20 protein-coding genes are annotated in these 26,598 nt (G+C 49.6%); 6 read left to right on the top strand and 14 right to left on the bottom strand.

Translation table 11 applies throughout. The features are described from left to right. Positions 1–51: 51 nt before the first annotated feature. From NNX04_RS08985 to NNX04_RS08960, 6 genes are read right to left on the bottom strand one after another with little or no spacing between them, the layout of a single operon-like run. A complete protein-coding gene (locus NNX04_RS08985) occupies positions 52–738 on the bottom strand; it encodes a response regulator (protein WP_151058801.1) in 687 nt (228 codons plus the stop codon). Between the two features lie 30 nt (positions 739–768). Further along, the gene (locus tag NNX04_RS08980; protein WP_261948195.1) at positions 769–3,429 is read right to left on the bottom strand and encodes a sensor histidine kinase; all 2,661 of its coding nucleotides are present in this window, start codon (positions 3,427–3,429) and stop codon (positions 769–771) included. A gap of 19 nt (positions 3,430–3,448) precedes the next feature. Beyond that, positions 3,449–4,060 (bottom strand): potassium-transporting ATPase subunit KdpC, encoded by a 612-nt coding sequence (gene kdpC / locus NNX04_RS08975; RefSeq protein WP_261948194.1) that lies wholly within the window; start codon positions 4,058–4,060, stop codon positions 3,449–3,451. 50 nt (positions 4,061–4,110) lie between these two features. Further along, positions 4,111–6,195, bottom strand: a complete 2,085-nt coding sequence (gene kdpB, locus NNX04_RS08970) for a potassium-transporting ATPase subunit KdpB (protein WP_261948193.1) — start codon at positions 6,193–6,195, stop codon at positions 4,111–4,113. Continuing rightward, on the bottom strand, positions 6,192–7,913 hold the full coding sequence (gene kdpA / locus NNX04_RS08965) for a potassium-transporting ATPase subunit KdpA (RefSeq protein WP_261948192.1): 1,722 nt from the start codon (positions 7,911–7,913) through the stop codon (positions 6,192–6,194). The genes kdpB and kdpA overlap by 4 nt, the downstream gene beginning before the upstream one ends. 3 nt (positions 7,914–7,916) lie before the next feature. Then, positions 7,917–8,264 (bottom strand): potassium-transporting ATPase subunit F, encoded by a 348-nt coding sequence (locus NNX04_RS08960; RefSeq protein WP_261948191.1) that lies wholly within the window; start codon positions 8,262–8,264, stop codon positions 7,917–7,919. A 13-nt stretch (positions 8,265–8,277) separates the two neighbouring features. Between NNX04_RS08960 and dauA the strand changes: the two genes are divergently transcribed. Further along, complete coding sequence (gene dauA, locus NNX04_RS08955; RefSeq protein ID WP_261948190.1) at positions 8,278–10,005, top strand: C4-dicarboxylic acid transporter DauA; 1,728 nt, start codon at positions 8,278–8,280, stop codon at positions 10,003–10,005. Here the strand turns inward: dauA and eptB are convergent. From eptB to NNX04_RS08935, 4 genes are all read right to left on the bottom strand, one after another. Beyond that, a complete protein-coding gene (gene eptB, locus NNX04_RS08950) occupies positions 9,961–11,658 on the bottom strand; it encodes a kdo(2)-lipid A phosphoethanolamine 7''-transferase (RefSeq protein WP_261948189.1) in 1,698 nt (565 codons plus the stop codon). The two genes, dauA and eptB, sit on opposite strands and share 45 nt — an antisense overlap. A 114-nt stretch (positions 11,659–11,772) precedes the next feature. Beyond that, the gene (rdgC, locus tag NNX04_RS08945; RefSeq protein ID WP_261948188.1) at positions 11,773–12,690 is read right to left on the bottom strand and encodes a recombination-associated protein RdgC; all 918 of its coding nucleotides are present in this window, start codon (positions 12,688–12,690) and stop codon (positions 11,773–11,775) included. A gap of 251 nt (positions 12,691–12,941) precedes the next feature. Continuing rightward, on the bottom strand, positions 12,942–13,562 hold the full coding sequence (locus tag NNX04_RS08940; RefSeq protein ID WP_040392356.1) for an FKBP-type peptidyl-prolyl cis-trans isomerase: 621 nt from the start codon (positions 13,560–13,562) through the stop codon (positions 12,942–12,944). 76 nt (positions 13,563–13,638) lie between these two features. Then, positions 13,639–14,733 carry an AI-2E family transporter gene (locus NNX04_RS08935; RefSeq protein WP_261948187.1) on the bottom strand — a complete coding sequence of 365 codons (1,095 nt, stop codon included), beginning with the start codon at positions 14,731–14,733 and terminating at the stop codon, positions 13,639–13,641. 105 nt (positions 14,734–14,838) lie between these two features. Here NNX04_RS08935 and NNX04_RS08930 point away from each other — a divergent pair, with 105 nt between their 5' ends. Next, positions 14,839–15,756 carry a hypothetical protein gene (locus tag NNX04_RS08930; RefSeq protein ID WP_225318442.1) on the top strand — a complete coding sequence of 306 codons (918 nt, stop codon included), beginning with the start codon at positions 14,839–14,841 and terminating at the stop codon, positions 15,754–15,756. A 103-nt stretch (positions 15,757–15,859) separates the two neighbouring features. Here the strand turns inward: NNX04_RS08930 and NNX04_RS08925 are convergent, their stop codons facing one another. The 4 genes from NNX04_RS08925 to NNX04_RS08910 all read right to left on the bottom strand — a co-directional run bounded on the left by NNX04_RS08925 (position 15,860) and on the right by NNX04_RS08910 (position 20,703). Continuing rightward, entirely contained in the window at positions 15,860–16,045 is a 186-nt protein-coding gene (locus NNX04_RS08925) for a FeoB-associated Cys-rich membrane protein (RefSeq protein WP_007643276.1), read from the bottom strand. 21 nt (positions 16,046–16,066) lie between these two features. Beyond that, a complete protein-coding gene (gene feoB, locus NNX04_RS08920) occupies positions 16,067–17,923 on the bottom strand; it encodes a ferrous iron transporter B (RefSeq protein WP_261948186.1) in 1,857 nt (618 codons plus the stop codon). 23 nt (positions 17,924–17,946) lie between these two features. Continuing rightward, positions 17,947–18,246 (bottom strand): FeoA family protein, encoded by a 300-nt coding sequence (locus tag NNX04_RS08915; protein ID WP_007643273.1) that lies wholly within the window; start codon positions 18,244–18,246, stop codon positions 17,947–17,949. A 123-nt stretch (positions 18,247–18,369) separates the two neighbouring features. After that, positions 18,370–20,703, bottom strand: a complete 2,334-nt coding sequence (locus tag NNX04_RS08910; RefSeq protein ID WP_261948185.1) for a fatty acid cis/trans isomerase — start codon at positions 20,701–20,703, stop codon at positions 18,370–18,372. 181 nt (positions 20,704–20,884) lie between these two features. On the opposite strand from NNX04_RS08910, the gene NNX04_RS08905 reads away from it, so the two are divergent. The 4 genes from NNX04_RS08905 (at position 20,885) to NNX04_RS08890 (ending at position 26,593) form a co-directional block, all read left to right on the top strand. Beyond that, positions 20,885–21,736, top strand: coding sequence for a DUF3014 domain-containing protein (locus NNX04_RS08905; protein WP_225318441.1), 852 nt, complete (start codon positions 20,885–20,887; stop codon positions 21,734–21,736). A gap of 364 nt (positions 21,737–22,100) precedes the next feature. Then, entirely contained in the window at positions 22,101–24,764 is a 2,664-nt protein-coding gene (locus NNX04_RS08900; RefSeq protein WP_261948184.1) for a TonB-dependent receptor, read from the top strand. Positions 24,765–24,860: 96 nt separating this feature from the next. Beyond that, a complete protein-coding gene (locus NNX04_RS08895; protein WP_007643267.1) occupies positions 24,861–25,565 on the top strand; it encodes a SapC family protein in 705 nt (234 codons plus the stop codon). A 2-nt stretch (positions 25,566–25,567) separates the two neighbouring features. Beyond that, a complete protein-coding gene (locus tag NNX04_RS08890) occupies positions 25,568–26,593 on the top strand; it encodes a cupin-like domain-containing protein (RefSeq protein ID WP_261948183.1) in 1,026 nt (341 codons plus the stop codon). The last annotated feature ends 5 nt before the right edge of the window (positions 26,594–26,598 follow it).

Raw genomic sequence — 26,598 nt, 5'->3', positions numbered from 1 at the left:
GGGTGTGACTAACGTTTGGGTTTTGCGCTGTACGATTTATCGCGGTGCAATTTATCGCGGAGCAAAGAGTAAACGGTAGCCAACACCAGCTTCAGTTTTGAGGTACTTGGGTTCGGCTGGGTCTTCTCCCAGTTTCTGCCGCAAGTGGCTGACTATTATACGCAAATAATGGGAATCTTCCTGATGGGTTGGCCCCCAAATTTCCTGTAATAATTGGGTTTGGGTAATGACGCAGTTGGGCACTTTGGCGAGTTTTGAGAGTACCGCATATTCTTTGGGGGTGAGGTCAACGGGGTTGTTGTCAGTTTTGACGAGGCGTTTACCTAAATCGATATGCAAATAACCGTCGTCCAGAATCTGTGCGCTCTGCTGTTTAATATGGTCGCGCAGGTTGGCGCGCACACGGGCGAGAAATTCTTCGATGCTAAAAGGTTTGGTCACATAGTCTTGCGCGCCTGCGTCGAGCAGTTGCACTTTTTCTTTATCGCTGTTGCGCACCGAGAGCACAATTACCGGCACCGCCGACCAGCTGCGTAATTCGCGCAGCAGTGTTTGCCCGTCCATATCGGGCAGGCCTAAATCCAGCACGACTAAATCCGGTTGCTGGCGAACAATACAGGCGAGACCTTGTTCACCATTTTCTGCCTCGCTAATGTCGTAACCTTCGCTCTTTAGTGCGATACGCAACATGCGCCGGATTTGATTTTCATCATCGATGACCAGAATTTTTGCGCTCATCACAAATGCTCGTACTTTTTACCAGTCAGTTTATTTCTGATTCAATGGTAGCGGAATTTCCACCAAAAAGCGCGTACCGGTTTTTTGTGAACCTTCCAGTGCCGTTACGCTGCCACCGTGGGCGGCGATCATACCTTTGCAAATAGCCAAGCCCATGCCGGTATTATTTTTCTTGTGGTCACCATCGGATACTACATAAAACATATCAAAAATTTTCTCGCGCAGATCTTCAGGAATGCCAGGCCCCTTGTCTTCGATATTAATGGTACAGATATCATTAATTTGTTCGAGTGTGACAGTGATTTTTTCGCCGGGCGGAGTAAATTTTGCGGCATTCTCCAGAATATTAAACACAGCTTGTTCGATTAAGGCGGCATGTGCATAAAGTAGTGGTGCAGTGCCATTCACGCGAAATTCAATCAGTGCTTCCGGGCTGTAACGTTTTAAGCGGGTGAGAGCGCTGCCGATAATATCGCTGGCGGAAACCCAGTCGCGCTCAATTTTTAAGGTGCCGTGGCCGAGGCGAGTCATATCCAACAGGTTTTGGATATAGCGGTCAAGGCGGCGACTCTCTTGCAAAATCGTATCGATTAATTCACTGCGGTCTTCGCTGCTCAGTTGTTGATCCAATAATCGCAAGCTGTCGGCAGCGCCAATCATGGCTGAAAGCGGTGAGCGCAAATCATGGGAGACGGATGAGAGCAGTGCTGAACGCAGCTGTTCAATTTCTGCTTTTACCCGCGCAGATTCCAAATCTTTAGTGAGGTAGATGCGTTGCCATGCGTTGGCCGCCTGTTGGGACATGGCGTTGATGATATCCAGGTCATAAGCGGAGAGACTGGTTTTTTCATTGTGCAAACGTACCAATATTACGGCGACAGTTTTATTATTTTTAGCGATAGGAAAACAGCTCCAGCTGGATTTACTGAGCGTATCACTAAAGCGCCCAGAGGCCGCTGCTTGTTTGCGTGTCCATTCAATTGCGGCCATGTCCAGTTCGGTGAACTTTTCGCTGCGCGTTGGAAACGTATCGAAAGTATTATCTTTATTAAATTGCACGATGTAGGTTTCTGCCAGCAGCGAACTGTTGAGTTCTTTCGTCAATGCTTGCCATAGCGCGCTTTGGTCGTCGGCAACAGCAAATTGCTCAGCGAGCCGTTGCAGGGACTCCGAGTAGCGATTAGATTCTGCGAGCAATAAAAATTGGCGGCGAATACGTGAGGCGGCGGGCCCACACACTAGGCCAATCACAACTAAAAATATTAACCGTGTGATGTCGTCTTGATTGTGTACCGTGAGCGTGTGAAGTGGTTCGGTAAGGAAAAAATTAAAACTGAAGAAAGAAAAAATCGCCGAAAATACTGCCGGTACGGCGCCAAACCGCAGACCACTGATAATCACGGCGACCACATAAATTAATACCAGATTATCCGGTGGTAACCAGTTTTTCGATAGTACGGCTACCAGAGTCGCGAGTGCGACACCAAGAATACTGAGCAAATAACCGCGTGCGCCCGGCAAGAACTTTTCTGCTGGTTGAATAAAATGATTAACGCGGCTGTGCTGATCCGGGTCGCGGTAGACACTCACCTCCAGCCCCAAACCACTGTTAATCAAACGCTGATAAAGTGGTTTGCGCCAGCGCCATTTGCGTGTGCCTGAGCCTACCAGAACAGTGTTGATGCGCTCTTCACGAATAAACGGAATAATGGTTTGCCAGGTGCTGGGGCCGCGCAGAATTTCAGTGCGCGCCCCCAATTCCTGCGCCAGTGTCATGGCTGATTGCAAGCGCGCTTTGTCTTGCTGTAGTTGCACCTGGCCAGTGTCCACCCATACCACCAACCAATTCATGCCGCGTTTTTCTGCAAGGCGACGCCCGATGCGAATTAAATACTCATGCGCGCTGCGGTTGGAAATTAATACCAACAACTTGTCGTTAATAACGAGATGTTGTTGTTCACCTCGTGAATCGAGCCTGGTTTTGAGCGAGTCATCCACGTGCTCGATAACAATTTTCATCGCCAATTCGCGCAGTGCGGTTAAATTGGCTGGCGAAAAAAAACCTTCCAGCGCGGAGCGTGCGTATTCTGCAACATAGACTTTTCCCTGCTGCAAACGCTCGATTAAATTTTGCGGGGGTAAATCGATAAAGACAATTTCATGGGCTTGATCGATAAACGAATCGGGTACGGTTTCTTGCACGCGCACACCGGTAATTTGCAGCACCACATCATTCAGACTTTCGATGTGTTGCACATTGAGCGTAGTGTAAATATTGATACCCGCCTTAAGTAGTTCCGCAATATCCTGATAGCGTCTTTTATGGCGGCTGCCGGGGACGTTGGTGTGAGCGAGTTCATCCACCAGAATAATTTTGGGGCGCAATGCGAGCGCGGCATCCACATCAAATTCAGTGAGTTGTTGATTTTGGTAGTGAATGGTTTTGCGCGGCAATATGGCACAGCCTTGTAATAAGGCTTCGGTTTCGGCGCGCCCGTGCGTCTCTACCAAGCCGACGCACACTGCGGTTCCCTGTTGCTGCAATTCCTTCGCTGCATTGAGCATGGCGCAGGTTTTACCTACGCCGGGCGCCGCGCCTAAAAATATTTTCAACTGCCCGCCACCTTGCTGCTGCACTGTTTTTAGTAACGCATCGGCTTGTTGGTAGCGCTGTGTTTGTTCGTTGTTCATAGCAAGTGTTATCTAGTGATTAGCGTGGGGCAAGTTGATCGAGCCCGAGGTTTAATAAAAGCACATTAACACGCACTTGTCCGAAAATTCCCCATTGTTTTTGTTCGGTATTGTTCGCGACTAATTGCACAACTTCTGCTTCGCTGATGCCACGCGCCCGCGCAACTCGTGCGATTTGTACTTGTGCCGCAGCGGGGGATATGTGCGGATCAACCCCTGAGCCGGAGGCGCTGATTAAGTCCACCGGAATTTGCGCGGCGCTAACTTGCTCGCGCGTTTGAATCGCGGTGCTATCTGCTTGCGCTCGCTTGCGCAGTGCAGGGTTGCTGGGGGCGAGGTTGCTGCCTGCTGTAGCCATAGGGTCGTTGTTGGCGGCGCTGGGGCGCCCGTGAAAATAGCCATCGCCGCTAAAGGTTTGTGAAACTAAAACTGAGCCGCGCGCTTCGTCCTGCTCTAAACCCCGCGTTGCGTTTTGATAGTCGAGCAAACTGCCCTTGGCTTGATAGGGAAACAATAGCTCGCCAAGTTTGGTGATGCTGGCGGAATACAGGATTCCGCACAGCACAAACATCATCAAACAAAAACGCAAGCCGGTAAAAAATTGTTGTGAAAAACTGAGTGAAAAATTCATGGTAAACCTCAACGACATAAGTGATTAGCATGCAATTACATCAACGGCGCCTACATTAACGGTGTCAGCATCACATCCAATAATTTGATTGCAATAAACGGTAGGATTACTCCGCCCAAGCCGTACACCAGCATATTGTTGCGCAGTAATTTTTCAGCACTGATCGGGCGCAGGTTGACGCCTTTTAGTGCGAGTGGAATGAGTGCCGGAATAATCAGCGCGTTAAAAATCAATGCGGCTATCACCGCACTTTGCGGGCTGTGCAACTGCATAAAATTCAGTGCGCCGATACTCGGAATCGCAGCAATAAAAATCGCGGGCACTATCGCAAAATATTTCGCCACATCGTTGGCGAGTGAAAAAGTGGTGAGTGCGCCGCGTGTCATCAGCAATTGTTTGCCAACTTCTACCACCGCAAGCAATTTGGCGGGGTCAGAATCCAGGTCCACCATATTGCCCGCTTCACGCGCAGCTTGAGTGCCGGAGTTCATCGCGAGACCCACATCAGCTTGCGCGAGTGCGGGGGCGTCGTTAGTGCCGTCGCCTACCATCGCGACCAAACGGCCTTTGGCTTGCTCGGCGCGGATCAGTGCGAGCTTGTCTTCCGGTTTCGCCTCTGCAATAAAATCGTCCACACCGGCTTCGGCTGCTATGGCACCCGCGGTTATAGGGTTGTCGCCGGTGACCATAATTGTGCGCACACCCAAGGCGCGCAAACGGGCGAAACGTTCAGCGATGCCGGGTTTGATCACATCGCTCAAGGCCGCTACACCGAGGATGGCGGTGTTGCTGGCGACTACCAGCGGTGTACCGCCAGTTTGCGCGACTTGGTTAATGAGACCCTGCAAACTACCCGGTACAAACAGATCGTAACCCTCTGCCCAGCGGCTTACCGCTGTGCCCGAGCCTTTGACAAATTCGCGCGCACTCTTGCCCTGCTCACCTTCGGTTTGGCCATCACTTGCGGGCAGGCTTAAACCCGACAGGCGTGTTTCGGCGGAGAAGGGCGAAAAGACCGCATCGCTTGGCAAGCTGGGTAACTGAAATCCACGATTCTCGGCCAGCTTGACGATGGATTTGCCTTCAGGCGTTGGGTCTTGCAATGAGCTGTAAACGGCGGCTTCCAGCAAGTCCTGTTCGTTTACACCGGCCACCGGCAAAAAGCGGGTGGCCTGGCGATCGCCAAAAGTGATGGTGCCAGTTTTGTCGAGCATGAGTGTGTCTATATCGCCCGCGACTTCCACCGCTTTGCCGGATTTGGCGACTATGTTGGCGGCCAGCGCCCTGTTCATTCCAGCGATACCAATTGCAGGTAGAAGCCCACCGATGGTAGTGGGAATCAGGCATACCAGCAGTGCGATCAGCATGGTGTTATCCAGCTTCACACCCAAAAATCCCGCCATAGCGGGCAGGCTGGCCACGGCGATTAAAAACACCATTGTCAGCGCCGCAAGCAAAACAGTGAGCGCCAACTCGTTGGGCGTTTTCTGGCGTTTGGCGCCTTCCACCAAACCGATCATGCGGTCGAGAAAACTCTCGCCCGGTTCGGTGGTGATGGCGACGACTATCTCGCCGCTCAACACTTTGGTACCGCCGATAACGCCCGAGTGATCGGTACCGGCTTCGCGCAATACCGGCGCCGATTCTCCAGTCACGGCCGATTCATTGATGCTGGCCACGCCCTCGATAATCTCGCCATCGGCAGGTACATAGTTGCCCGCGCTTACCAGTACTTTATCGCCTTTGCGAAGGTCGGTGGCGGGAATGGTTTGGGTGGTGCGGCCTTGGTTGTCGAGTCGCTCGGCCATCAGATCGCGGCGCGCTGAACGCAGGCTGGTGGCTTGTCCGCGTCCGCGCGCCTCGGCAATCGCTTCGGCCAGATTGGCAAACCAGACGGTGAACAGCAGGATCAATGCGCAGGTCAGCTCAAAGCCAAAACTGGCGCCGGCGAATAATCGCTGCAGGGTAATGCCTGCGCTTAATAATGTGCCGATAAGCACCACAAACATTACCGGATTTTTACTGGCGCTGCGCGGATTGAGTTTTTTTACGGCGATCCTGCAAGCGGCGGCGAGTTGGTTTTGGTCGAGCGCAGGCGCTGTTTTTTGGGATTTTTTGATAGTCGAATTCTTCATTTGGCAGCCCCTGAATGTTGAGCCAGTTGCAGTGCTTCACCAATCGGGCCAAGTACCATGGAAGGCAAGAAGGAGAGGAAGTTGAGCAGCAGAATCACCGTCACCAGCGTCAGGCAAAAGGTGGTGCTGCCGATATTCAAGCTGGCGCTGGATTCAGGCGCGACACGTTTACGCGCGAGATAACCGGCGATCATCAGCGGGATAAACAGTGGCAAGTAGCGGCCCAATGCGAGGCACAAACTGGTACTCAGATTCCACCAAGGGGTGTTATCGCCCAACCCCTCAAACCCCGAGCCGTTATTAGCAAAGGCGGAGACGTATTCGCAAATCACTTGGGATATACCGTGAAAGCCCGGGTTGCTGGTGCCGTTGATGGACGGGATTGCCAGCGTGATGGCGGTTAGCCCAAGGATGCACAGACTGGGTAATACGATCAGCACGCCGAGCAAGCGAATTTCCGCTGTCTCCAGCTTGCGCCCGAAGATTTCCGGCGTGCGCCCGATCATCAAACCGGCGAGGAATAGGGTGATCCATATGTACACCATAAAATTCACCAAGCCGCAGCCAATCCCGCCCCAGATGGCGTTGATCAACATGCCCGCGCGGGTCACCAAACCGGCAATCGGGTTGAGTGAATCGTGCATTGCGTTCACCGAACCGTTGGACGTTTGGGTAGTGAGCGTTGCCCAGAGTGCAGAGGCATCGGCGCCAAAGCGAACCTCTTTGCCCTCCATGTTCACATCCCTTGCGCTCAGTCCGCTAAAGGCCGCATTGGGTTGGCGCTCGCTGTAAACACTGGCGCTGATGCAGGCGATACTGAGCATTCCCATCGCCGCCAATGACATCAAGGTAAAACGGCGGCTGCGCAGCAGATAGCCCGCCATAAACACCACCGCCATGGGGATAAGCACCAGCGCCATGGTTTCCAGCGCATTGCTCAGCGGTGTGGGGTTTTCCAGTGGATTAGTGCTATTTGGTCCATACCAACCGCCGCCATTAGTGCCGAGTTGTTTGATCGCCACCATCGCCGCGACTGGCCCGCGTGGGATTGTCTGCTCAACACTGGCAGACTCGAGCGTGGTGACAGTCGCCGCACCCTCATAACTACTCGGCACGCCTTGCCAGGTTAGCAAGAGCGCGAGAATAGCGGCAGCGGGAACTAATACGCGCACCACGGCGCGGGTCACATCCACATAATAATTGCCCAGATCCCGCTCTTCGCCTTCAGCGGCAGTGTCTTTATTGTTGCCACCGAGCAGGCCGCGTAATACCGCAAGGCAAATCGCCAAACCCATCGCTGGAGTCGCAAATTGCAGGGTCACAATCGCCACCGATTGCGAGAAATAACTCAGCTGCGCCTGCCCCGAATAATGTTGCTGATTGGTATTGGTGATAAAAGATACGGCGGTGTGCAGCGCTAGATCCCAACTCAGCGGGCCGATGTCATCCGGATTTAACGGCAGGTGATGCTGAAATAAAAACAACAAAAAAGCGGCGATAAACAGCAAAAAATTGCTCAGCAGAAACGCACTGCCGTAGGTTTTCCAATTCATGCCGCGCGCCGCATTAATCCCTAAAAGGCGATAAAGGGTTTTCTCGATAGGTAAAAAAATCCGGTCGCTGGCGTGCGGCTGCGCAGAGAAAATCCCCGCTATATAAATCCCCAGAGGCCAGGCCAGCAACAGGCTGGCAACAACAATCAGCGTAATTTCCAGCATGGTTTACTCCTGAAATTTTTCAGGTGCGACCATGGCCACACACAAGTAGATGGAAAGCGCTATAACAATCAACAACAGCAACGTATTCACGGGCATAACCTCATCTGTTAACGAGGAGATCAGGTTAGGGAAAACGCGCGTAAAGAATCGAGTGGGCAAGGAGCGAGGGGCGTAAAGAAGTTGTAAAGTCGGTTTATCCATTGCATCAGCTATGCTGACAGTGATGAGTGTCCATACTGGTTGAGTAATTAAAAAATAGCGAACGTGGATTCTGGCGTTGGTTTTGCAATGATATTTGCACAAAAGACCGAACCCGAAAAACGAGGATGAAAAATCCTCATAAGGATTCATAACAAGGATTCCTATGCCCCATCGCGCCCATTTATTTTCCCTGCGAATTGGCCACGCTTTGCGCGAGGCATGTATCACTGAACATTATGGTGCGCCGCGCTTCACTCGCGATTTATTAGCGGGCATTACCGTTGGCATTATTGCGATTCCGCTGGCGATGGCACTTGCCATCGCCAGCGGTGTGCCGCCGCAATATGGTTTGTATACCGCCATCATCGCCGGGTTTTTAATTCCGCTGCTGGGCGGCTCGCGGTTTAGTATCTCCGGCCCTACGGCGGCGTTTGTCGTGATCCTTTATCCCATCGCGCAAAAATATGGCTTGGGCGGCTTGCTGGTCGCCAGTGTGATGGCTGGTGGAATTTTGGTGGTGATGGCGCTGCTGCGTTTGGGGCGGTTGATTGAATATATTCCCGAAGCGGTAACGCTCGGTTTTACTGCCGGTATTGCGGTGGTGATTGCGACTTTGCAAATAAAAGATTTTTTCGGTTTGCAGTTCCCCGAAATGCCTGAACATTATTTGGAAAAACTCTGGTTATTAATCCAAAGCTTGCCGGATTTTTATTGGCCCAGTTTTGTCGTCGCTGCCGCGACGCTCGCCATCATGCTGTTGTGGCCGTTATTAAAGTTGCCTGTGCCACCGCATTTGCCCGCGCTGATTGTCGGCACTCTGGTCGCTGTAGTGTTGAATCAATCTGGTTTTTCTGTCGATACAATTGGCTCGCGTTTTTCTTACACTTTGGCCGATGGCACCACCGGTTTGGGTATTCCACCCCAGCTGCCACAATTTGAATGGCCCTGGCTGCAGGCCGGTGCAAATGGCGAATCGATTCAATGGAATTTGCGCGTAGTGCAGGATTTACTCGCTGCCGCCTTTGCAATTGCCATGCTCGGTGCGATTGAATCCTTATTGTGTGCGGTAGTGTTGGATGGCATGAGCGGCAAACGCCACAGTGCCAATAGCGAATTATTGGGGCAGGGCATCGCCAATATGATCACCCCATTTTTCGGCGGTATTACCGCCACTGCTGCACTTGCGCGTTCGGCAGCGAGCATTAAAGCCGGTGCGGAATCGCCAGTGGCGGGCATGATCCATGCGTTAGTCGTTTTGCTGGGGTTGGTTGCGCTCGCGCCGCTGCTCGCTTATTTACCAATGCCTGCCATGGCGGCGTTGTTGGTGATGGTGGCTTGGGGAATGAGTGAAGCGCATAAAGCGGTGCACTTAATTAAAACCGCGCCGCGCGGTGATATTTGGGTGTTTATCACCTGTTTTGCGCTAACGGTATTATTCGATATGGTGATTGCGATTACAGCCGGTATTGTGTTGGCGGCGCTGCTGTTTATGAAAGAAATTGCGGCCATGACCCACGTGGATGATGTGACAGGTGATGGACGAATTGATGACAAACAATTACCGGAAAACTGGCGGGCTTTCAGTATTAGCGGGCCATTATTTTTTGCCGCCGCTGATCGCGTCTTTGGAGAACTTTCAACGCTCTGCACCGAACAGCAGCATATTATCCTCTCGTTAAAAGAAGTATCGCTACTGGATGCAGGTGGCTTGTCGGCGTTGAATAAACTGATCGCCAAATGTGAAAAAAATAATACCGAATTAATTCTGACTGATATCCCCAAACAGCCACTGAGCACGCTGGCGCACGCCAATATCAAACCGATAAAAGGCGTGCTGCGTTTTTATTTAACGCTGGCTGAGGCCAGAAGAGTGGTTGTCGAAGGCCATTGATTTTGGGTTGTCGCCGCACCAGTTATTTTGCGTGTTGATACCACCGTCGGGTGACGAGTAGCCCATGCAGCCGAGCAGGCTATCGAAAATTTGTTCATGATGTGGATTGAAATCATTTTCTTCACGCTTTTTCAGATTGGAAAATAGCGTTTGATGTTGCGGTTGTGCAATAAACTTATCCGATGCCCAAACAATAAAAGGAACGCGAAATTGTTCGGGGGGCGCCATCTCTTTGGGGGTGGCGTGGAAGTGTTGGTTTTCCTCGATAGATTCGCCGTGATCTGGAACATAAAACACTAGTGCATTTTTATTGCGCAATTTATCGAATACATTTTTTAGCATGTAATCAACGTACAGCACAGAGTTATCAAATGAGTTGATCAATTGCTGTTTGGTGCAACTATCATCTATGTCCATACATTCCGGTGTGAAGTTTGCAAAGTCTCGCGTATGACGCTGGCTATAAAGGTGATGAGATCCTTTTGTGTGCAATATGATTAGGTGTTTTCCCTGTTGGTGATTGCTAATCGATCGCTCCATTTGAGCTACTAACAACATGTCATCAATAGGATGTTTGCTGTAAGCATATTCCGCCGCAACTACTTCACGGATTTCGTAGCGATTAGCATCCAGGCTTGAATAAAACCAGGCTTCGCTTTGCATGGCAAATAATTCTGAGGTAAACCCTAATTTACGCAGCACGGCAAATACATTGCGCTCTTTGAGCGTGCGTTGGGCATCGTCTTCAGTACCATTTTCGCGTACAAACATGCAGCGTAGTGAGAGTTTTGTTGCTGTGTCGCATGAGGTGCCACGCATTGCAATCAGGTTGGGTTCTTGTGCGAGCAGCGGAGTTGTGCTGCGCTCGTAACCAAATAGCCCCATATGATCCCAGCGCGTGGTTTCACCAATCACAAATACCACAAATAAATCATCAAGTGCGGGTGTTGCTTGATAGGTGAAGTGTTTGCTTGGGTCATACAACTTTTGATTGCTGGTGCTTTCTTTGCCGAGTTGATGTAGGTAAATACTGAGGCTGGCGATCCAGTTGGTCGGTAAATAAGAGTGAGCAATAATGCCGCCAGTGCTGGCCGTATATTGATTGTTTTTACGCGCGTGATCTTCTGTGAAGGCAATAATGGTTTTGATGCTGACATTAAATACCACTAGTGCGCCTAGTATGGGTAACCAACCTTTGGCAATGGATTTAATTCCCATGTTGCTGTAGGTGGCATTGGTTAATTTGGTAAACCACAGCCACACACAGGGAGCTAATCCAGTGAGCACAAGCCACAGGAAAAATGTGTAACCTACCGCTTCACTGTTTAAGTCAGTATCGAATGTTAGCGTGGAAACAATGGCACCGTAGCCAATCACCACATTGAAAAATGTCATGTAGTAACTTGCTGCAGCAGATACAAGCAAGGTAAAGCTTGAAAAAAATTTATAACCAGTCTGCCCGAATAAACTGAAAAAACGGACAAGTAAATAACACAACGAAAATAATGCTAGGGCAGATAAAAGCGCAGAGCTTGTCTGAAGCCAGCCTCCTGCACAATTGCGAATAAGAACCGGGCTATTGAGTATTAGCCCAATGTAAACACTCAGTGCTATCGTTACCTGATGCTGACTGAAATGGGGGAAAAAGGTCATTATTATTATCCAGTAAATAGGGAAGTGCCTGATCTTCCCCTCGACTTGTGATGATGTTTAATTGCTATATGACTTTGCAAACTATTAATGGGGGCTCACTAATTCAGTCAGGTACTAATTATCTAACATTGAATCATTTTCACCACCAAAGGCTGCCAGCAACGCGGAGATAAAGTTTTTTAACTCCATCGCCATAATCGCGAAGTCGGCATCAAATTGCTCCGCTTTGCTTTCCGGGTTACGTTCGTTGGCTTTGTCGCTAATCACATCTTCAAACTTCAAGCGCTTCACTGCGACTTGATCATCGATAATGCAGCTGATGGATTCTTTCCACACCAGCGCGATTTTGCTTACGTGCATTCCGCTTTCCAAATGATTGCGGATTTCGCTTGCGGTTAAATCCTGTTTTTTACAGCGGACTACGCGGCCATCTTTTGCGGCTTGTAGTTCAACCTCTTCACCCAATTCAAACTGGTGCGGTGCTTCGCTTTCACGCAGCCAATGGGTCATTACTTGGGTGGGAATATTTTTAGGTGCGATGGGTAAACAGCGTAGGCTGCCCAGTGCTTCGCGCAATTTGCTAAGCAAATCTTCCGCGCGTTTTGCAGATGAAGAATTCACCACAATCAGCCCTTCCTGCGGCGCGATATAGGCGTAATCCAGCGACGAACGGGTAAAGGCGCGCGGTAGCAGCGAAAAAATAATTTCGTCTTTTAACGTGTCGCGCTCTTTGCGACCAACCGGGCGCGATTCGGCGTCTTTAATCGCCTGTACCTTTTCCTCCAGCTGTTCTTTGATCACGCCACCGGGCAGAATTTTTTCCTGCTTCTTAGCGCAAATCATCACGTAACCGTTAGTCACGTGTACAAACTCACTGCCGTGACGCCCCAGCGGTGGTTCAAAACCATAGCGCATTGGGTCCAGGTTGCCGCAGGGGTTAAAACAAAATTCGGCAAGCTTTTCATTTAATTCTTCAGCGGAAATAGTCCACTGTTCGGTGAGACGATACAAACGTAAATTTTTAAACCACATGGAAAATCCGTTAACAAATTAACAGTGAATAATGGGGTGCTTGTAAAGCTTATCGAAGCTGATGAAGCAGGAGTTGCGGAGGTGTTTCTGAGACCGTCGGCGACATGGACGACCCACACGGATGTGGGAAGTGCCGCAATTTGTATGGAACAAATGCGGCTGTCGACGGCGAGCCTCCAGGGAAGGATTTACGGCGTGTCTCGGAAACACCTCCGCAACTCCTGCTGGAGCTCGACGTTGGTACGAATTAATTAACCAACAATATCAATCAACTCAACATCAAAAATCAGCGTTGAGAAAGGCGCAATACTGGCACCTGCACCGCGCTCACCGTAGGCGAGGTTGTGCGGAACATACAAACGCCATTTGGAACCCACAGGCATCAATTGCAATGCTTCAGTCCAACCGGCGATTACACCGTTAACCGGGAAATCGATCGGCTGACCGCGATTCACGGAACTGTCGAACACAGTACCGTCGATCAAAGTGCCGTGGTAATGGGTTTTTACTTTAGAAGTCGCGGTTGGAACTGCACCGGAGCCTTGTGTAATTACTTCATATTGCAAACCAGATGCAGTCACAGTAATGCCCGCCTTTTTGGCGTTTTCTGCCAAGAAAGCTTCGCCAGCACCTGCCAACGCCTTGTGCTGTTCAGCCGCTTTGGCTTGCATACGGTTGTTAATCTCTTCAAAGGCGGCTTGCATCTCTTCATTGCTGTAAGGCATTGCAACATCCTTCAATGCATCCACAACGCCTTGGGCTACTGCTTCAGGTGATACACCATCAAACGGGTTGCTGGCCAATTGATCGCCCATTTGACGGCCAATGCCGTAGCTCACGAGTTCTTCAACGCTCTTGAATTGGTTAGACATAATCAAATCTCATCTTAGGGATTTATGGCTCCACTTGAGGTGGAGTCAAGGTAAAAAGGCCGCGCAGTCTAGCAGATCACTCAGCGGATTCCTCCGGCTTTTGACTCTCCAGTGCGACCGGTGGGGCATCGGGCACGTTTACATCGCGCATAAAAATTCCCCAAAAGGCGATAAATAAGGCCGCTATCACCGGCCCAATCACGAAGCCGTTAATGCCAAATAGCGCCAAGCCGCCGAGGGTGGAGAGCAACACGATATAGTCAGGCAGCTTGGTATCGCGGCCCACCAAAATCGGGCGCAGAATGTTATCAACCAAGCCGATTACTCCCGCACCAAAAGCAATCAAAATGATTGCTTTGACATTCTCACCGCTGGCAAACAGATAGATTGAAACCGGCACCCAAACAATCGCTGGCCCCACAGCGGGAATCAGCGACAGCACCGCCATTACCACACCCCACAAGAGCGCGCCGGGAATACCCAGCGCCCAGAAAATCAGGCCGCCGAGTGAACCTTGAATCAGCGCAATTACCATATTGCCTTTGATGGTTGCCCGAGTGACTTCCCCAAACTTGGAAAACAACAAGCGCTCGCGGGAATCGCCCAGTGGCAAGGCGCGGATTAATAATTCCAACAGGTAATTACCATCGCGCAGCAGGAAAAACGTCAGGTACAACATCAGGCAGATATTCAGCAGTAGCTTAAAAGTGTTTTGGCCGATACTTAACGCATTTTGTGCCAACCATTTACCGCCGCTCATGGTCACGCTCAACGCGCCTTCTTTGATCTTGGCAAAATCGATTCCAACGCGATCCAGGGTTGCTTGCACGGCGGGGAAGGCTGTGCGTACCTGATCGAGATAGCGCGCCGGGTCTACCTCTCCCGATTCCAGCTTCTTGTAGTAAGCCGAACCCTCGGCAACCACCGAGCTAATCAGGATGGTGACCGGCAATACCACAACCAAAATGCAGGCAAATAATGTGAGTAATGCGCTGGTATTGGGGCGGCCATTGAAATATTTGATCAGCCGCGTCTGCATCGGATAAAAAATTACCGTAATCGCACAAGCCCAAAAAATGGTGCCAAAGAAAGGTTTCAAAACGAGTAAGAAGCCCACAGAGACGATGAGCAGAAAGAGCAAAAAAGTGCGAGTTTCCAGTTTTTGTTGCATGGTGCGAATTCCGTAAGTAGCCCTGCTGGTGATGCGCGACTATACGGCAGCAACTCCGGCGGTGTCATCCCTTTCCCTGTGCTAATCTCAAGCAAGATGACTTCTGTGGATCAGTCTATGTGGCACTTGCGCTGGCACATCTTTACGGCCGTGTTTGTTCTCGCAAATTGTGCCCGGGCACAGGTCGCTGTTACACCTGCCGAAACTACCCCCAGCATTTATGTGGTGAATGTGGAAGCTGTCACCCCGGAGCGTGAGGATGACTACTACGTCAACCTGCTGCGCCTGATTCTCGCCGCAAGCAAAGCCCCCAATGAGCTCATTGAACTGCGATTTTCCGATCGCCAATTCACCCAGTGGCGCTGGCTTATTGAATTAAGCAATACCGAAAGCACCAATAACCTGCTGTGGACAGTCACCTCCAATCACCGGGAAACCCTGCTACGTCCCATTCGTATTCCATTATTCAAAGGCTTAATTGGCGCGCGGTTGATGGTGATTCGCCGTCAGGACGAAGCGCGCTTCAAACAAATAACCTCGCTGCAGGATCTACAACAACTGGTCGCAGGACAGGGCGCAAACTGGCCGGATACGGCTGTGCTAAAAGCGAATGGATTGCCGGTTACTGAAGGGGTAGGTAAGGAGCAGTTGTACAAAATGCTGGCGGCTAAACGCTTTGATTATTTTCCGCGCGGCGTCACCGAAATTGCTAATGAAACTGCCTTTTTGCAGCGGTACGATCTGGTGGTTGCGCCGAATTGGTATTTGTCTTACCCCGCGGCCATGTATTTTTTTGTGAATAAAGATAACGAAGAATTAGCCAAACGGATGGAATCCGGTTTTGAACGCTTAATCGATAACGGCGAATTCGAGCAGTTTTTCAAGTCCCATCCCCGCATCAAAAATGGCCTGCCTTATTTGGTGAATCGCAAACCGCTGCTGCTCAGCAATCCCTCCCTGCCCAAATCCATGCCGATTAATCAGCCGCGGTATTGGTATGGGGAGACGGGAGGAGGTTATTAGATTTTACCTTTTGAATGATTGCGCTCACGTTGGATTGATTCAGGATCGAGGTGGGATATGGGGGAGGGCACATCAAAGGGCGCGATAAATCGCGCCCCTACGTTCAATGTTGTGTTTTTTCGGTGGGATTGCTGCAGCTGGCGTCGCTGGTTTTATCGCACCCGCCACATCCACCGCAGGCGGCGGATTTTTTGGCGGAGGGGAACAGCCAGCGGCGCACTAAAAAAATCACCGCCGCCAGAACACAAATACCAACAATCAGTTCTTGCCACGGAATGTCTTGCCACATAGTTATTCCCCCCTTCGTTGATTAACCCACAATTGCGCTGGCGATTTGGTAGGTCGCCCAGGCGGCAAAGTAAGCTAATGCAAATAAATAAACGGTGAAAAAAGTCGTCGCTTTGGCGGAGTTGGTTTCGCGTTTTACCACGGCGATGGTGGATATGCATTGTGGTGCATACACAAACCAGGCGAGGTAGGCGTAGGCCACCGGCAGTGGCCAGCTTGCAGCGAGTGCAGAGCCAAGTGCAACATCAATCGATTCTTCACCTACAGCATAAACCGTTGCTAACGCACTTACGGCAACTTCGCGTGCGCCCATGGCGGGGATGAGTGCAATACACATCTGCCAATTAAAACCCAGTGGGGCAAACAGCGGCTGCATAAAGTGGCCGAGTTGACCGGCGAAGCTGTAGTCGATAGCAGGCATAGTGGCGTTTTCCGGGGCGCCGGGGAATGTCGCTAAAAACCAGAGCACAATCGAGAGGGCGAGAATAATGGTGCCCACACGGCGGATAAAAATCCACGCGCGTTCACGCAAACCCATCAACAGGTGATAGGCCATGGGCCAGCGGTAGGTGGGCAACTCGAGCAGCAGTGGAAATTCTTCGCGGCCACTGCGGCGGCGCATGATCCAGGCGATCAGTGCGGCGCTGGCGACACCGGCGAAATAGAGGGCAAAGAGGGTTAAACCCTGCAGGTTAAAAAAGCCCCACACGGTTTGTTCGGGAATAAACGCCGCAATAATTAGCGCATACACCGGGAGGCGCGCCGAGCACGTCATGAGTGGCGCGACCATGATGGTGATAAACCGCTCGCGTGGGTCGGAGATAGTGCGTGTCGCCATAATGCCGGGAACAGCGCAGGCGAAGCTCGACAGCAGTGGGATAAACGAGCGGCCGGACAAGCCCAGCCCGCGCATGGGGCGATCCAGCAAGAACGCGGCACGGGTGAGGTAGCCAGTGTCTTCGAGTACCAGGATAAAAAAGAACAGGATGATAATTTGCGGCAGGAATACCAGCACACCGCCCACGCCGGCGATTAATCCCTCCACGATAAAGTCTTTCAGAATGCCGTCGGGCAATAGCGTGCCGACTAACTCTCCAAGCCCACTAAAACCCGCATCAATTAAATCCACCGCCGGTGATGCCCAGGCAAATACCGCTTGGAAGATCACCAACAAAATACTGAATAGCACCACTAAACCGAGCAGCGGGTGCATTACCAAGGCATCCAGACGATCTTGCCAGCGCGGCAGGTGCGCGGGGGCGATGACGTATTGGCGTATCAAACTCTCGATTTCGGCATAGAGTGCCTCTACTGATTCCTGGCGGTCGCTCAGGGTCAAACTCTGCTCGCCAGCGGCCAGTGGGGGCTGTTGTGCATAGCCATCCAAGAGTGCGCGCAACTCGTTCACACCCTGGCTATTCACCGCGACGGTTTCGATAATAGGCATACCAATCGCGTGGGAAAGCGCTGCTGTATCAATACTGATGCCGCGACGCTTGGCTTCATCCATTTGGTTGAGTGCCAGTACCATCGGGCGATTGAGGGTTTTCAGCTCCATCACCAACCGTAAGCCCAGGCGCAGGTTGCAGGCGTCGACGACAGCGATAAGTAAATCCGGGCGGCGTTCACCGGCCAGTTTGCCCAGAATCACATCGCGGGCTACTTGCTCATCGGGCGATGTCACAAACAGGCTGTAGGTGCCGGGTAAGTCGAGCAATTCGGCGGGTTTCGTTAAACCGGTCACTATGCCCGAGCGGCGCTCAACGGTAACGCCGGGGTAGTTGGCCACTTTGGCGCGGGCGCCGGTCAAGCGATTAAACAGCGAGGTTTTGCCGCAATTGGGGTTGCCAATCAGCGCAAAGCGAATAGGGGAGGACATAGAGCTACCTGATAGAGGCCTGATTAGGGGTGAGTGGATGCAGGTTCCACACAGATTTTGGCGGCTTCAGCACGACGCAACGCGAATTTGGTACCGTTGACTTGCACTGCCATGGGGTCTGAGCCCATCAAGCCAAAGCCGATCACTTTGAGCAATGCGCCGGGTAAAAACCCCAGTTCTTTCAAACGCAGGCTGACGCGTTCGTCTTGCGCACCAAACAGCGGTTGTTCAATCAGGGTCGTCACCCGCACGGTCGCGCCTTTGCGACATTGATCAAGGCGCAGCACGGGGGAGAGGGAGTCAGCAAGCACAGCAGTATTCATAGATAATGTCGTCTTGAATGTAAATGAGATTGATTATTAGAAAGAATACTTCATTTACCCCTGTGCCGCAATTTACGGTGCCGTTTTTGCGCAAATCGTTAACATTTCTTTGTGAAACTTTTATTAACGATTTTCCAGCCGATTGTAGTCCAGCAATGCGGCTTCTTCCGGTGCAGCGATTTTATAGAGTTGATGAACCCTATCGCTAAATGCCCAGAAGTCGGGGTGAGTGCGCCGTATTCCAAAACGAGCCTTGAAGTTGCGGTAGTCCTGCTCCGAGCCCAATTGCTGCAGCTGGGCGATAAACTCGTCCAATTCATGAGGTTCTATGCGCATAAAACTGTTGGGGTAGGCGCCGATTACCCCGCGTGCGAGGGTGAGGTTGTCTTCGCCGGGAATACGCCGTTTGTCCTCGCCAAAGAGTGACGATAAATTGGAGTAAGCACTGTTGTGAATCAGGCTAAATAAGCCCACACCGCGCAATTCGATGAGTGTGGTTTGCGGCAAAAAACTGATGGCCTTACCGCTGGTATTTTGCAACTCCTGATAGAGCGCCAGTTTGCGCGCTGGCAATTTGGCGGTGTTGAGGTTGTGCGGCGACTGGCCCGCTTTGCCCAGATGTCGTTTCAACTTGAGGTAGAGCTCTTCCTGATGGGCGTCGCTCTGGTAGTGAATCTTATTGGTGATATCTACCTGCTTTAAGTAGAGATCAATATAGGTTTGCAGGTTTGCTTCCGCATCGCGATACCAATACTGCAACGTGGTTTGCTGCGTCTCCCGAGGCAATAATTCAACAAAATTCATCTCGCCTTCAATGCGCAAAAAATCCATGTAGAGCCGGCTCAACAGTTGATGGGAGACATTGCCGTACACATCAAAACCCGCCACCAATAAATAGTGAATCCGCTCCAGCAGCGGGTAGCCAATCACCCAGGCGGTTTTGGGCGATTGGCCAATCATGCCTTTGTGCACACTGGCGCTGTCGGCGTGGCGAAAAATGGTGAGCGCGGCGTTGTTATTACTGCCTTTATCGCCATCCCAAATACTGTGCATTTCCAGCCCGCCATTAGCGGCGATTTTTTCTTTCACAAAATTGGCTTTAGCCGCCAGATACTCTTTTTGCAGCTCTGAATACTTAATCCAGTTAGTGAGCGGCAGCAGGGTATTACCCGCACCCGCTGGCAATTGCAGGTGTTTGCTATTTTCCGCCAGAAAACGTGCATCCTCATCGGTGGCTTGTGATTCGGGTGAATAGAAAAATACCCAGAAGTGATCCTGAATCACATTGAGTGCCACCTGCCCGCGGCACACCGGGCCTTTGATGAAATTCATAATAGTGAACTGCGCTTCATTGAGCATAAAACGATAGCGCGCATTAATTGGCAGTTGTGCAAAGGTGATGAATGGGTTGGAGGCTGTTGCACTGTTGTAGTCAGGCAGGTGGCTGACTGGATAGGCGGGGGTATAAAACAGCTCTTGCCACTGTTGCGCTCGCGCCGCGTCCAGGCGATAGGGCATATGGTTTTTGGCGACGACACTGGAGGGATCTTGCCAGAGGCGGTAGTAAACCCGGCTCACGCCCGGGTCATCAAATGGGCGTGCGGTGCTGATACGGTTTATGGGCTCGCCCGGTGGCGTGCTGGAGCGCACCAGGCGGAAATACACACCGGGCGCGGCGGCAAAATCGATCTGCGCCAAAAACAGGTGTTCATAAATGTAGCGGTTGATCAACTGTGCTTTGAGTGTGTTGCCATTTAAAAAGGCTTCCCAGCGTGCGACTTCAGTGTAAATTTTTTCCGGGAGCACTGGTGCTTTGCCCATCGCCGCTCCCTGTTTAAGCCACTCCATGGTGACCTTATGCTCTTGTTCATTCAGCCCCGGCAGGCCATAGGGCATACCCAATAATGGGTTCTTGGCGGTATAGCTATGCAGGTTTTCAATGCTGGCGCAGTACTGGGGGCTATTAATGTCCAGATTGAACGCCTCCGAGAGCAGGGCATCTTCTGGCAGTGGATTGTCTTGTTTTAACTGCAGCAGCTGGGCTGTAACACTTGCATTGATATTGGCGCTGGCGCTATTGCCACGCTCGTTGATTACCGGGTGAAAGCCTTTGCTGCGCCACTCAGCCGTGGACTGGGCATCCTCAAACAAGCGGGTCAGGCTGGCGCCCAGCAGGCGAGTACCGTCATAAACTTTGGCGGGGTTGGCGCCGCGCAATAGTCCTTCATAGGATTCAAGTTTGAGTTGGCAGGGCGAGTCGTAACAACCGTGGCACACCACGCAGCGCTGTTCGATGATGGTTTTGGTATCGCCATAATAAGTGTGAGTCGCCAGTTGTGGGCCGGAGGAAAGCTCACGCGGAACGGCTTTGCCGTAGCGTTGATCCCACTGGGAACCCCCGATACTGACACAGCCTAACAGGGTTAAAAAAAGAGCAAAAAGAGCAAGGCGACTCATAGAAATCCTTAAAATCTTCAACGCTGAACAGGCCAGAAATAGCCGTCAGTCTAGCGGTTGTCAGTAAAAGTTGGGAACCCTGTATCAAGGAGGCTGTCAGGCCTATAGGTATTGCGCCATAATCGCCCATTAATTCGTGTTATCCACCATTACCAACAAGTCACCAACAAAAGGGTTTGCCATGAGTGATGATTACCAGCCCCGTCCCAAATCTTCGTCTACTGCCATGATTGTTACCGTAGTCATTGCCTTGATTGCGCTGGGCCTTGCCTTTATGTTCCTGCGCGATGATGGCCCTGCAATTACCCCTACGCAGGTAACGCCTGGCGCTACCACCCCAACGGCTGTTACTGCCAGTAGCGTTCCGGCGGAACAGGCGCCCATCGAAGAATATCAACCACCGGCCCAAGTAATTGAAGTTGAGCCGCTACCAGCACTCGGCGAGAGTGACAGCAGTGTATTGGCGGCGTTAATGCAATTGCGCGGCGAAGGGCTCATTGAATTACTGGTGCCGCAGGAATTGATTCGTAAATTTGTATTGGCTGTGAACAATCTTTCCGAGGGTAAAGTCATTCACGAATACCGCCCGGTCATATCACCACCGCCACCATTTATTGTGGATAGTTTTACCGTGATGATTGAAGGCGAAGCGGTTGAGCAGGAGCGCGTATCCACCAACAATTACCAGCGTTATGAAACCTATGTCACTACCTTGGCGTTAATTGATAGCGATGCAGCAATTGCCGTGTACCGTCGTTTTTATCCTTTACTCGAAGAAGCCTTTCGCGAATTAGGTTTGAAAAAACCGAATTTCCACAGCGTGCTGATTGCAGCGATTGATAACATCTTGGCAGCGCCAGATCATCAAGGCGACTTATTGTTAGTTCGTCCAAAAGTGTTTTATCAATACGCTGACCCGGCACTGGAACAATTACCACAAACCCACAAATTAATGCTGCGCATGGGCCCCGAAAATGCGCGCAGCGTGAAGGCAAGTTTGCGCCAATTGCGTGCACGCCTTATTACCCAGTGAGTTATTGTTGTGCGTAAGTAGGTGGGCGTTAAAGCCTGAAAAAAGCCGCATTTTTGCGGCTTTTTTTATGCCTGGAAATTCAGGTGTGTATTTTCGTAATGTTTTTTCGGTAACAACAAAAATAATTTTTTTTGCGGTGTTTGGCACATAAATAATCTAATCATTTGATTTGTAATAGATTTCTTCTAAAACTCCACAGCAGCCATTGATTTACTTTCTTTTACGCGGATTTACAAAGTTGTTGACAACGTTGTCTGGTCTGGATAGTGTTGATTCATCGACAACGTTGTCTTGGGGCGGCGATTTTCGAAAAGGTTTAATCGTTATCAATACACATAAAAGTACCAATCTCGGGAGATTAACCATGCGTAATAAGTTAAGTGACGCGATCAAGCTAGCCAACAAAAGTGCAATCATGCTCGGTTCTGTTGCAGCCGTTGCGATGATGGGGTTTGCAGTAACTGCTAATGCACAAGATGCGGGTGCAGAGCCGGAAGAAGTATTGGTAACCGGTATCCGTGGATCGCTCAAGCAATCAATTGATGTTAAACGTAATGCTGCCACTGTAGTGGATGCAATTAACGCGGAAGATATTGGTAAGTTTCCGGATCGCAACGCGGCAGAGTCTCTGTCTCGTATCCCTGGTGTGAATGTCAGTCGTGAGTTTGGTGAAGGCGAAAAAGTAAATATTCGTGGTACTAGTTCAGATTACAACCGTACACTATTGAATGGCCAAACCGTAGCATCAGCTGACTGGTTCATTCTGGATAACCCAAACCGCAGTTTTAACTACACCTTATTGCCATCCGTTCTTATCGGCACTGTTGAAGTACATAAGAGCCCCGAAGCTTCTCAGGAAGAAGGTTCTTTGGGTGGTACTGTAATTATCAAGACCCGCAAGCCGCTTGAGCAAGAAGCTAACAGCTTTACTGTGTCTCTCGAAGGTCAATATCAAGAGACTTCAGAAAAAACTGATCCGCAAATAGCTGCGCAGTACTCTTGGAAAAACGATGCAGAAAGTTTGGGAGCGTTGATTTCTTACACCAAGCAAGATCGTTCAGTTGTTCGTGAAGGTTTTGAGGTGTTGGGCTGGGGTGCTGAAAATGCCAATGGTGTATCTGCTCCTAGCCAGCCGATGGGTGTTCCGCGCTTTGAGCAAAGCCGTGAGCGTGAAACAGCATTTGTTTCCCTCCAGGCTGCGCCAATAGATTCATTGACTATGACTTTGAATTTGTTGAATTCCAAAATGGATGCAAACAACCAAAATGCTAACTGGCTGGTTTGGCCAATCACTGATATCTCTGGCGCCACCATCGAAAATGGTAGCGTGGTTGCTAACGAGTCCGACTCTGTGAATGTAGGTGTGAACTGGATTAACCGTGTTTCAAGCACCGAAACCAAGTCTTACAATTTTGAAACCAAATACGAAACTGATGCGTTTACATTGACTGGTATTGTTGGTTATACCGAGGCTGAAGGCGGTACTTTCCGTGAGACGTCATGGGAATATGTTGCCGCTGGTTCAAGTGCAAGCTTTGACCTGACTGCGCCAAGTCTGGTGTCAGACCCTGCTCCAGCAGATGCTTCTGCCTTTGGTGCTGGTTGGATTTGGGGTGGCTCTAAGCCAACTACCGATGAAGAGACATATGCTCAAGTAGATTTGGTGTTCCCTGTTGAGTTGGGTGCATTTAATGCCATTAAAGTGGGTGCAAAATTACGTGATGCAGAGCGTACACAAGACCGTCATGCTTACAGTTGGCATGCTGATCCGGTTGGTGATAACGGTGGCTATATGTGGTACGTCTTTGACCAGTGCCCAAATTTGGCAACTTGTGACCTGAATTCTTTAGGTGTGCAGAGTGTTGATGCACCTGTAGGTGGAAATTTCCTTGACGTAGTTAAGCAAAACCGTGCGGTAATGGAAGAGATTGCATTTGTTGGATTGAATGGTCGTCCTGCTACTTATGCTATCTGGAATAACTTGCCTGAGATCTGGACTGTTGAAGAGGATATCACTGCATTGTATGTGCAGGGTGATTTCGAATCTGACTCTATCAGCGGTAACGTGGGTTTACGTTATGTTGATACCTCGCAAACTTCAGGTGGTTATGACTACACCGGCTCTGGTTTGCAGCTCGTTAACGTGGACGAAATTGACCCTGCATGGGCTGCCTTGATATCTCCACCTACAGATACTGTGAACTGGACAACAGTAGATAACGATTACAGTGAAATCCTCCCTAGCGTGAACATCAAATATGATCTGAATGATGAGATGGCCTTGCGCTTTAGTGCTGGTCGTGTGATGGCTCGTCAAAATCAGGCATCACTTTCTGCTTACGAGACTGCTGGCGCATTGAACGTTCCTAACCCAACGGGTTCTGCTGGCAACCCATTGCTGAAGCCAACGTTTGCTAACCAGTACGACTTGTCTTACGAGTGGTATTTGGCTGATGCATCTATCGTATCTGCTGCTTACTTCTTCAAAGATATTAGTTCATACATTGGTACAGAAACTTATGTTGAACCTCGTTTGCGTGAAGAAGACAACACTATGGTTGATGTGGCATTCAATAAGCCAACTAATGCTGAAGGTGGCACGGTTTCTGGTCTTGAGTTGGCTGCGACACATACCTTTGAAAATGGTTTTGGTTTAACAGCTAACTACACTTATACCGATGCAGAAAATGATGACCCTGAAGCTTACACTCCAGGCGTTTCACAAAACATGTATAACCTGTCTGGATTCTATGAGAACGACTTGTTAAGTGCTCGTGTTATGTATAACTTCCGTACTGACTGGTACAAAGGTAAGCATAGCAACGGTAATGACTTATTTAACGATGACTTTGGTCAAGTGGATGCAACCATCAGCTTCAATCTGATGGAAGGTTTGAGCCTGAACTTTGAAGCTCTTAACCTGACAGATGAAGAAGTAACTGAATATGCTGATGATAATGAGTCTCGTCTGATGTCTATTTATGAAAATGGTCGTCGTTTCACTGCTGGTATACGTTATACCTTCTAATGAAATGGCCTAGCGTTTAATAAAAAGCCGGGCACTTGTCCGGCTTTTTTATTGCAAATGAAATAGGTTTTAAATGAGTTTTCAATAGGTGTTGTGATGGCAAATATAGAACTTTTGGATAAAAGTTTACACGTAGACTTATGTGTGTATAACAAGTTGAGTTTTGAACATGTTCAGAATGCGAATCTTGTGCCTTTGGTTGCTGATGAATTTATTTATGCAGCAGTTAATTTCCCTGTCGTATTTGTCAAAGATCCCGTTACAGGAGAGTTTCGCGCTGCTGGATTGGTGGGGTTAGAGAAAAATGAAAATCTAATTTTCAGCAATAAAGGTGCTCTATCAACCTATGTTCCGGCTTCAATTTATAGATATCCATTCTCTGCTGTTCTTAATGAAGGTACTGGAAATTTAAGTTTATGTATTGATATGGATAGTAAGCTGGTTGGTAAGCAGGGGGAGCGCTTGTTTCATTCGACTGGGGAACCAACAGAATTAACCATTCGAAAAATAAATGATCTTTCTAAATTGATGGATCAGGAAGTAAATACTTACAAATTTATGGAGTTTCTTTTTAAGAAAGGCTTAATTGAGCCTGTAGAGCTAAAAATTAACTTGGGTAATGATCAAAGTATTCTTGGTGGGATATATAGAGTAAGCCAAAAGGCTTTGAGCGAACTGGATGATGAAACCATTATTTTTATTCAGCGCAATAATTATTTTAGTTTAATTTATTCTCATTTGCTGTCATTTGGACATATCCAGCGCTTGATCGATTTTAAATTAAAAAAACGCGCTGAATAATCATGATATCTATCATTGACCAGCTTCCAAAAGTAGAGATTTTCCATGAATGGCAGTCTCCAGCGCTTTATGAGCTTCTAAAAAAGAAATCTGTTCCTGTGCTATTGAAAGGGCTTGTTAAGTCTTGGCCTATAGTCAATGCAGCGAGTCAGTCGGATGAATGCCTTTTTAACTATTTGTGCAGCAAAGCATCGCCTGGATTGGTCAATACATTGGAGGCTCCCTTTTCAACGAATGGTTATATTTTTTATAACGATACATTGCAAGGTTTTAACTTTGAACGAAAACAATCAAGTTTTCGCGAATTTTCCGATCGCCTGTTAAGTTTCAGAAACAGAAACTCCGCTTTTTTATCCATACAGAGCGCGTTTATTGATGATCATTTTCCAGGCGTGAATATTGAAAATACTATGACGGTTATGGGCGAGAAACTTCGTCCGCGCATTTGGATTGGCAACAAAACTATTGTTGGTGCACATTATGATGATGCAGATAATATAGCGTGTGTTGTCGCCGGCAGGCGCAGATTCACACTCTTCCCTCCTCATCAAATTAAGAATTTGTACGTTGGCCCTTTAGAGTTCACTCCAGCGGGAGCGACTGTCAGTATGGCCTCACTTGTTAATCCTGATTTTGATAAGTTTCCGCTTTTACGGAATGCGCTTGATAATGCGCTTGTTGCTGATATGGAGCCAGGAGATGGATTATTTATTCCTACCTTATGGTGGCACCACGTTGAAGCCTTGGGTGAGATAAACGCGTTGATTAATTATTGGTGTGGTGGATCTATCGGTGGCGGCATGGCGCCACCTTATCCTCATGCCGCAATGCTTATGAGCATGTTGGCGATGAAAAAGCTTTCTCCTTCTGAAAAAAAATCCTGGAAAGAAATATTTGATTATTATGTATTTCAAGAGAGCGACGAAATGGCGGGACACTTACCGCAGGATAAAAGAGGCATCATGGGAGAAATAAATGAAAAAGCTATGGAACGACTAAAAAAATGGCTGATTTCCCAGTTGCAATAACCTTC

The sequence above is a fragment of the Cellvibrio sp. QJXJ genome (assembly GCF_024452345.1).
In the GTDB taxonomy this organism is placed as follows: domain Bacteria; phylum Pseudomonadota; class Gammaproteobacteria; order Pseudomonadales; family Cellvibrionaceae; genus Cellvibrio.
Note: the sequence above shows the minus strand (reverse complement) of the source record. Positions and strands in the feature narration are given on the sequence as shown.

Excerpts from the sequence above, each read along its gene's own strand:
- NNX04_RS08915 (WP_007643273.1), bottom strand. The coding sequence starts at position 18,246 with ATGAATACTGCTGTGCTTGCTGACTCCCTCTCCCCCGTGCTGCGCCTT.
- NNX04_RS08895 (WP_007643267.1), top strand. The coding sequence starts at position 24,861 with ATGGCAAATATAGAACTTTTGGATAAAAGTTTACACGTAGACTTATGT.
- NNX04_RS08940 (WP_040392356.1), bottom strand. The coding sequence starts at position 13,562 with ATGTCTAACCAATTCAAGAGCGTTGAAGAACTCGTGAGCTACGGCATT.
- rdgC (WP_261948188.1), bottom strand. The coding sequence starts at position 12,690 with ATGTGGTTTAAAAATTTACGTTTGTATCGTCTCACCGAACAGTGGACT.
- NNX04_RS08900 (WP_261948184.1), top strand. The coding sequence starts at position 22,101 with ATGCGTAATAAGTTAAGTGACGCGATCAAGCTAGCCAACAAAAGTGCA.
- NNX04_RS08925 (WP_007643276.1), bottom strand. The coding sequence starts at position 16,045 with ATGTGGCAAGACATTCCGTGGCAAGAACTGATTGTTGGTATTTGTGTT.
- eptB (WP_261948189.1), bottom strand. The coding sequence starts at position 11,658 with ATGACCTTTTTCCCCCATTTCAGTCAGCATCAGGTAACGATAGCACTG.
- kdpA (WP_261948192.1), bottom strand. The coding sequence starts at position 7,913 with ATGCTGGAAATTACGCTGATTGTTGTTGCCAGCCTGTTGCTGGCCTGG.
- kdpB (WP_261948193.1), bottom strand. The coding sequence starts at position 6,195 with ATGAAGAATTCGACTATCAAAAAATCCCAAAAAACAGCGCCTGCGCTC.
- dauA (WP_261948190.1), top strand. The coding sequence starts at position 8,278 with ATGCCCCATCGCGCCCATTTATTTTCCCTGCGAATTGGCCACGCTTTG.
- NNX04_RS08905 (WP_225318441.1), top strand. The coding sequence starts at position 20,885 with ATGAGTGATGATTACCAGCCCCGTCCCAAATCTTCGTCTACTGCCATG.
- kdpC (WP_261948194.1), bottom strand. The coding sequence starts at position 4,060 with ATGAATTTTTCACTCAGTTTTTCACAACAATTTTTTACCGGCTTGCGT.
- NNX04_RS08890 (WP_261948183.1), top strand. The coding sequence starts at position 25,568 with ATGATATCTATCATTGACCAGCTTCCAAAAGTAGAGATTTTCCATGAA.
- feoB (WP_261948186.1), bottom strand. The coding sequence starts at position 17,923 with ATGTCCTCCCCTATTCGCTTTGCGCTGATTGGCAACCCCAATTGCGGC.
- NNX04_RS08960 (WP_261948191.1), bottom strand. The coding sequence starts at position 8,264 with ATGAATCCTTATGAGGATTTTTCATCCTCGTTTTTCGGGTTCGGTCTT.
- NNX04_RS08910 (WP_261948185.1), bottom strand. The coding sequence starts at position 20,703 with ATGAGTCGCCTTGCTCTTTTTGCTCTTTTTTTAACCCTGTTAGGCTGT.
- NNX04_RS08985 (WP_151058801.1), bottom strand. The coding sequence starts at position 738 with ATGAGCGCAAAAATTCTGGTCATCGATGATGAAAATCAAATCCGGCGC.
- NNX04_RS08935 (WP_261948187.1), bottom strand. The coding sequence starts at position 14,733 with ATGCAACAAAAACTGGAAACTCGCACTTTTTTGCTCTTTCTGCTCATC.
- NNX04_RS08980 (WP_261948195.1), bottom strand. The coding sequence starts at position 3,429 with ATGAACAACGAACAAACACAGCGCTACCAACAAGCCGATGCGTTACTA.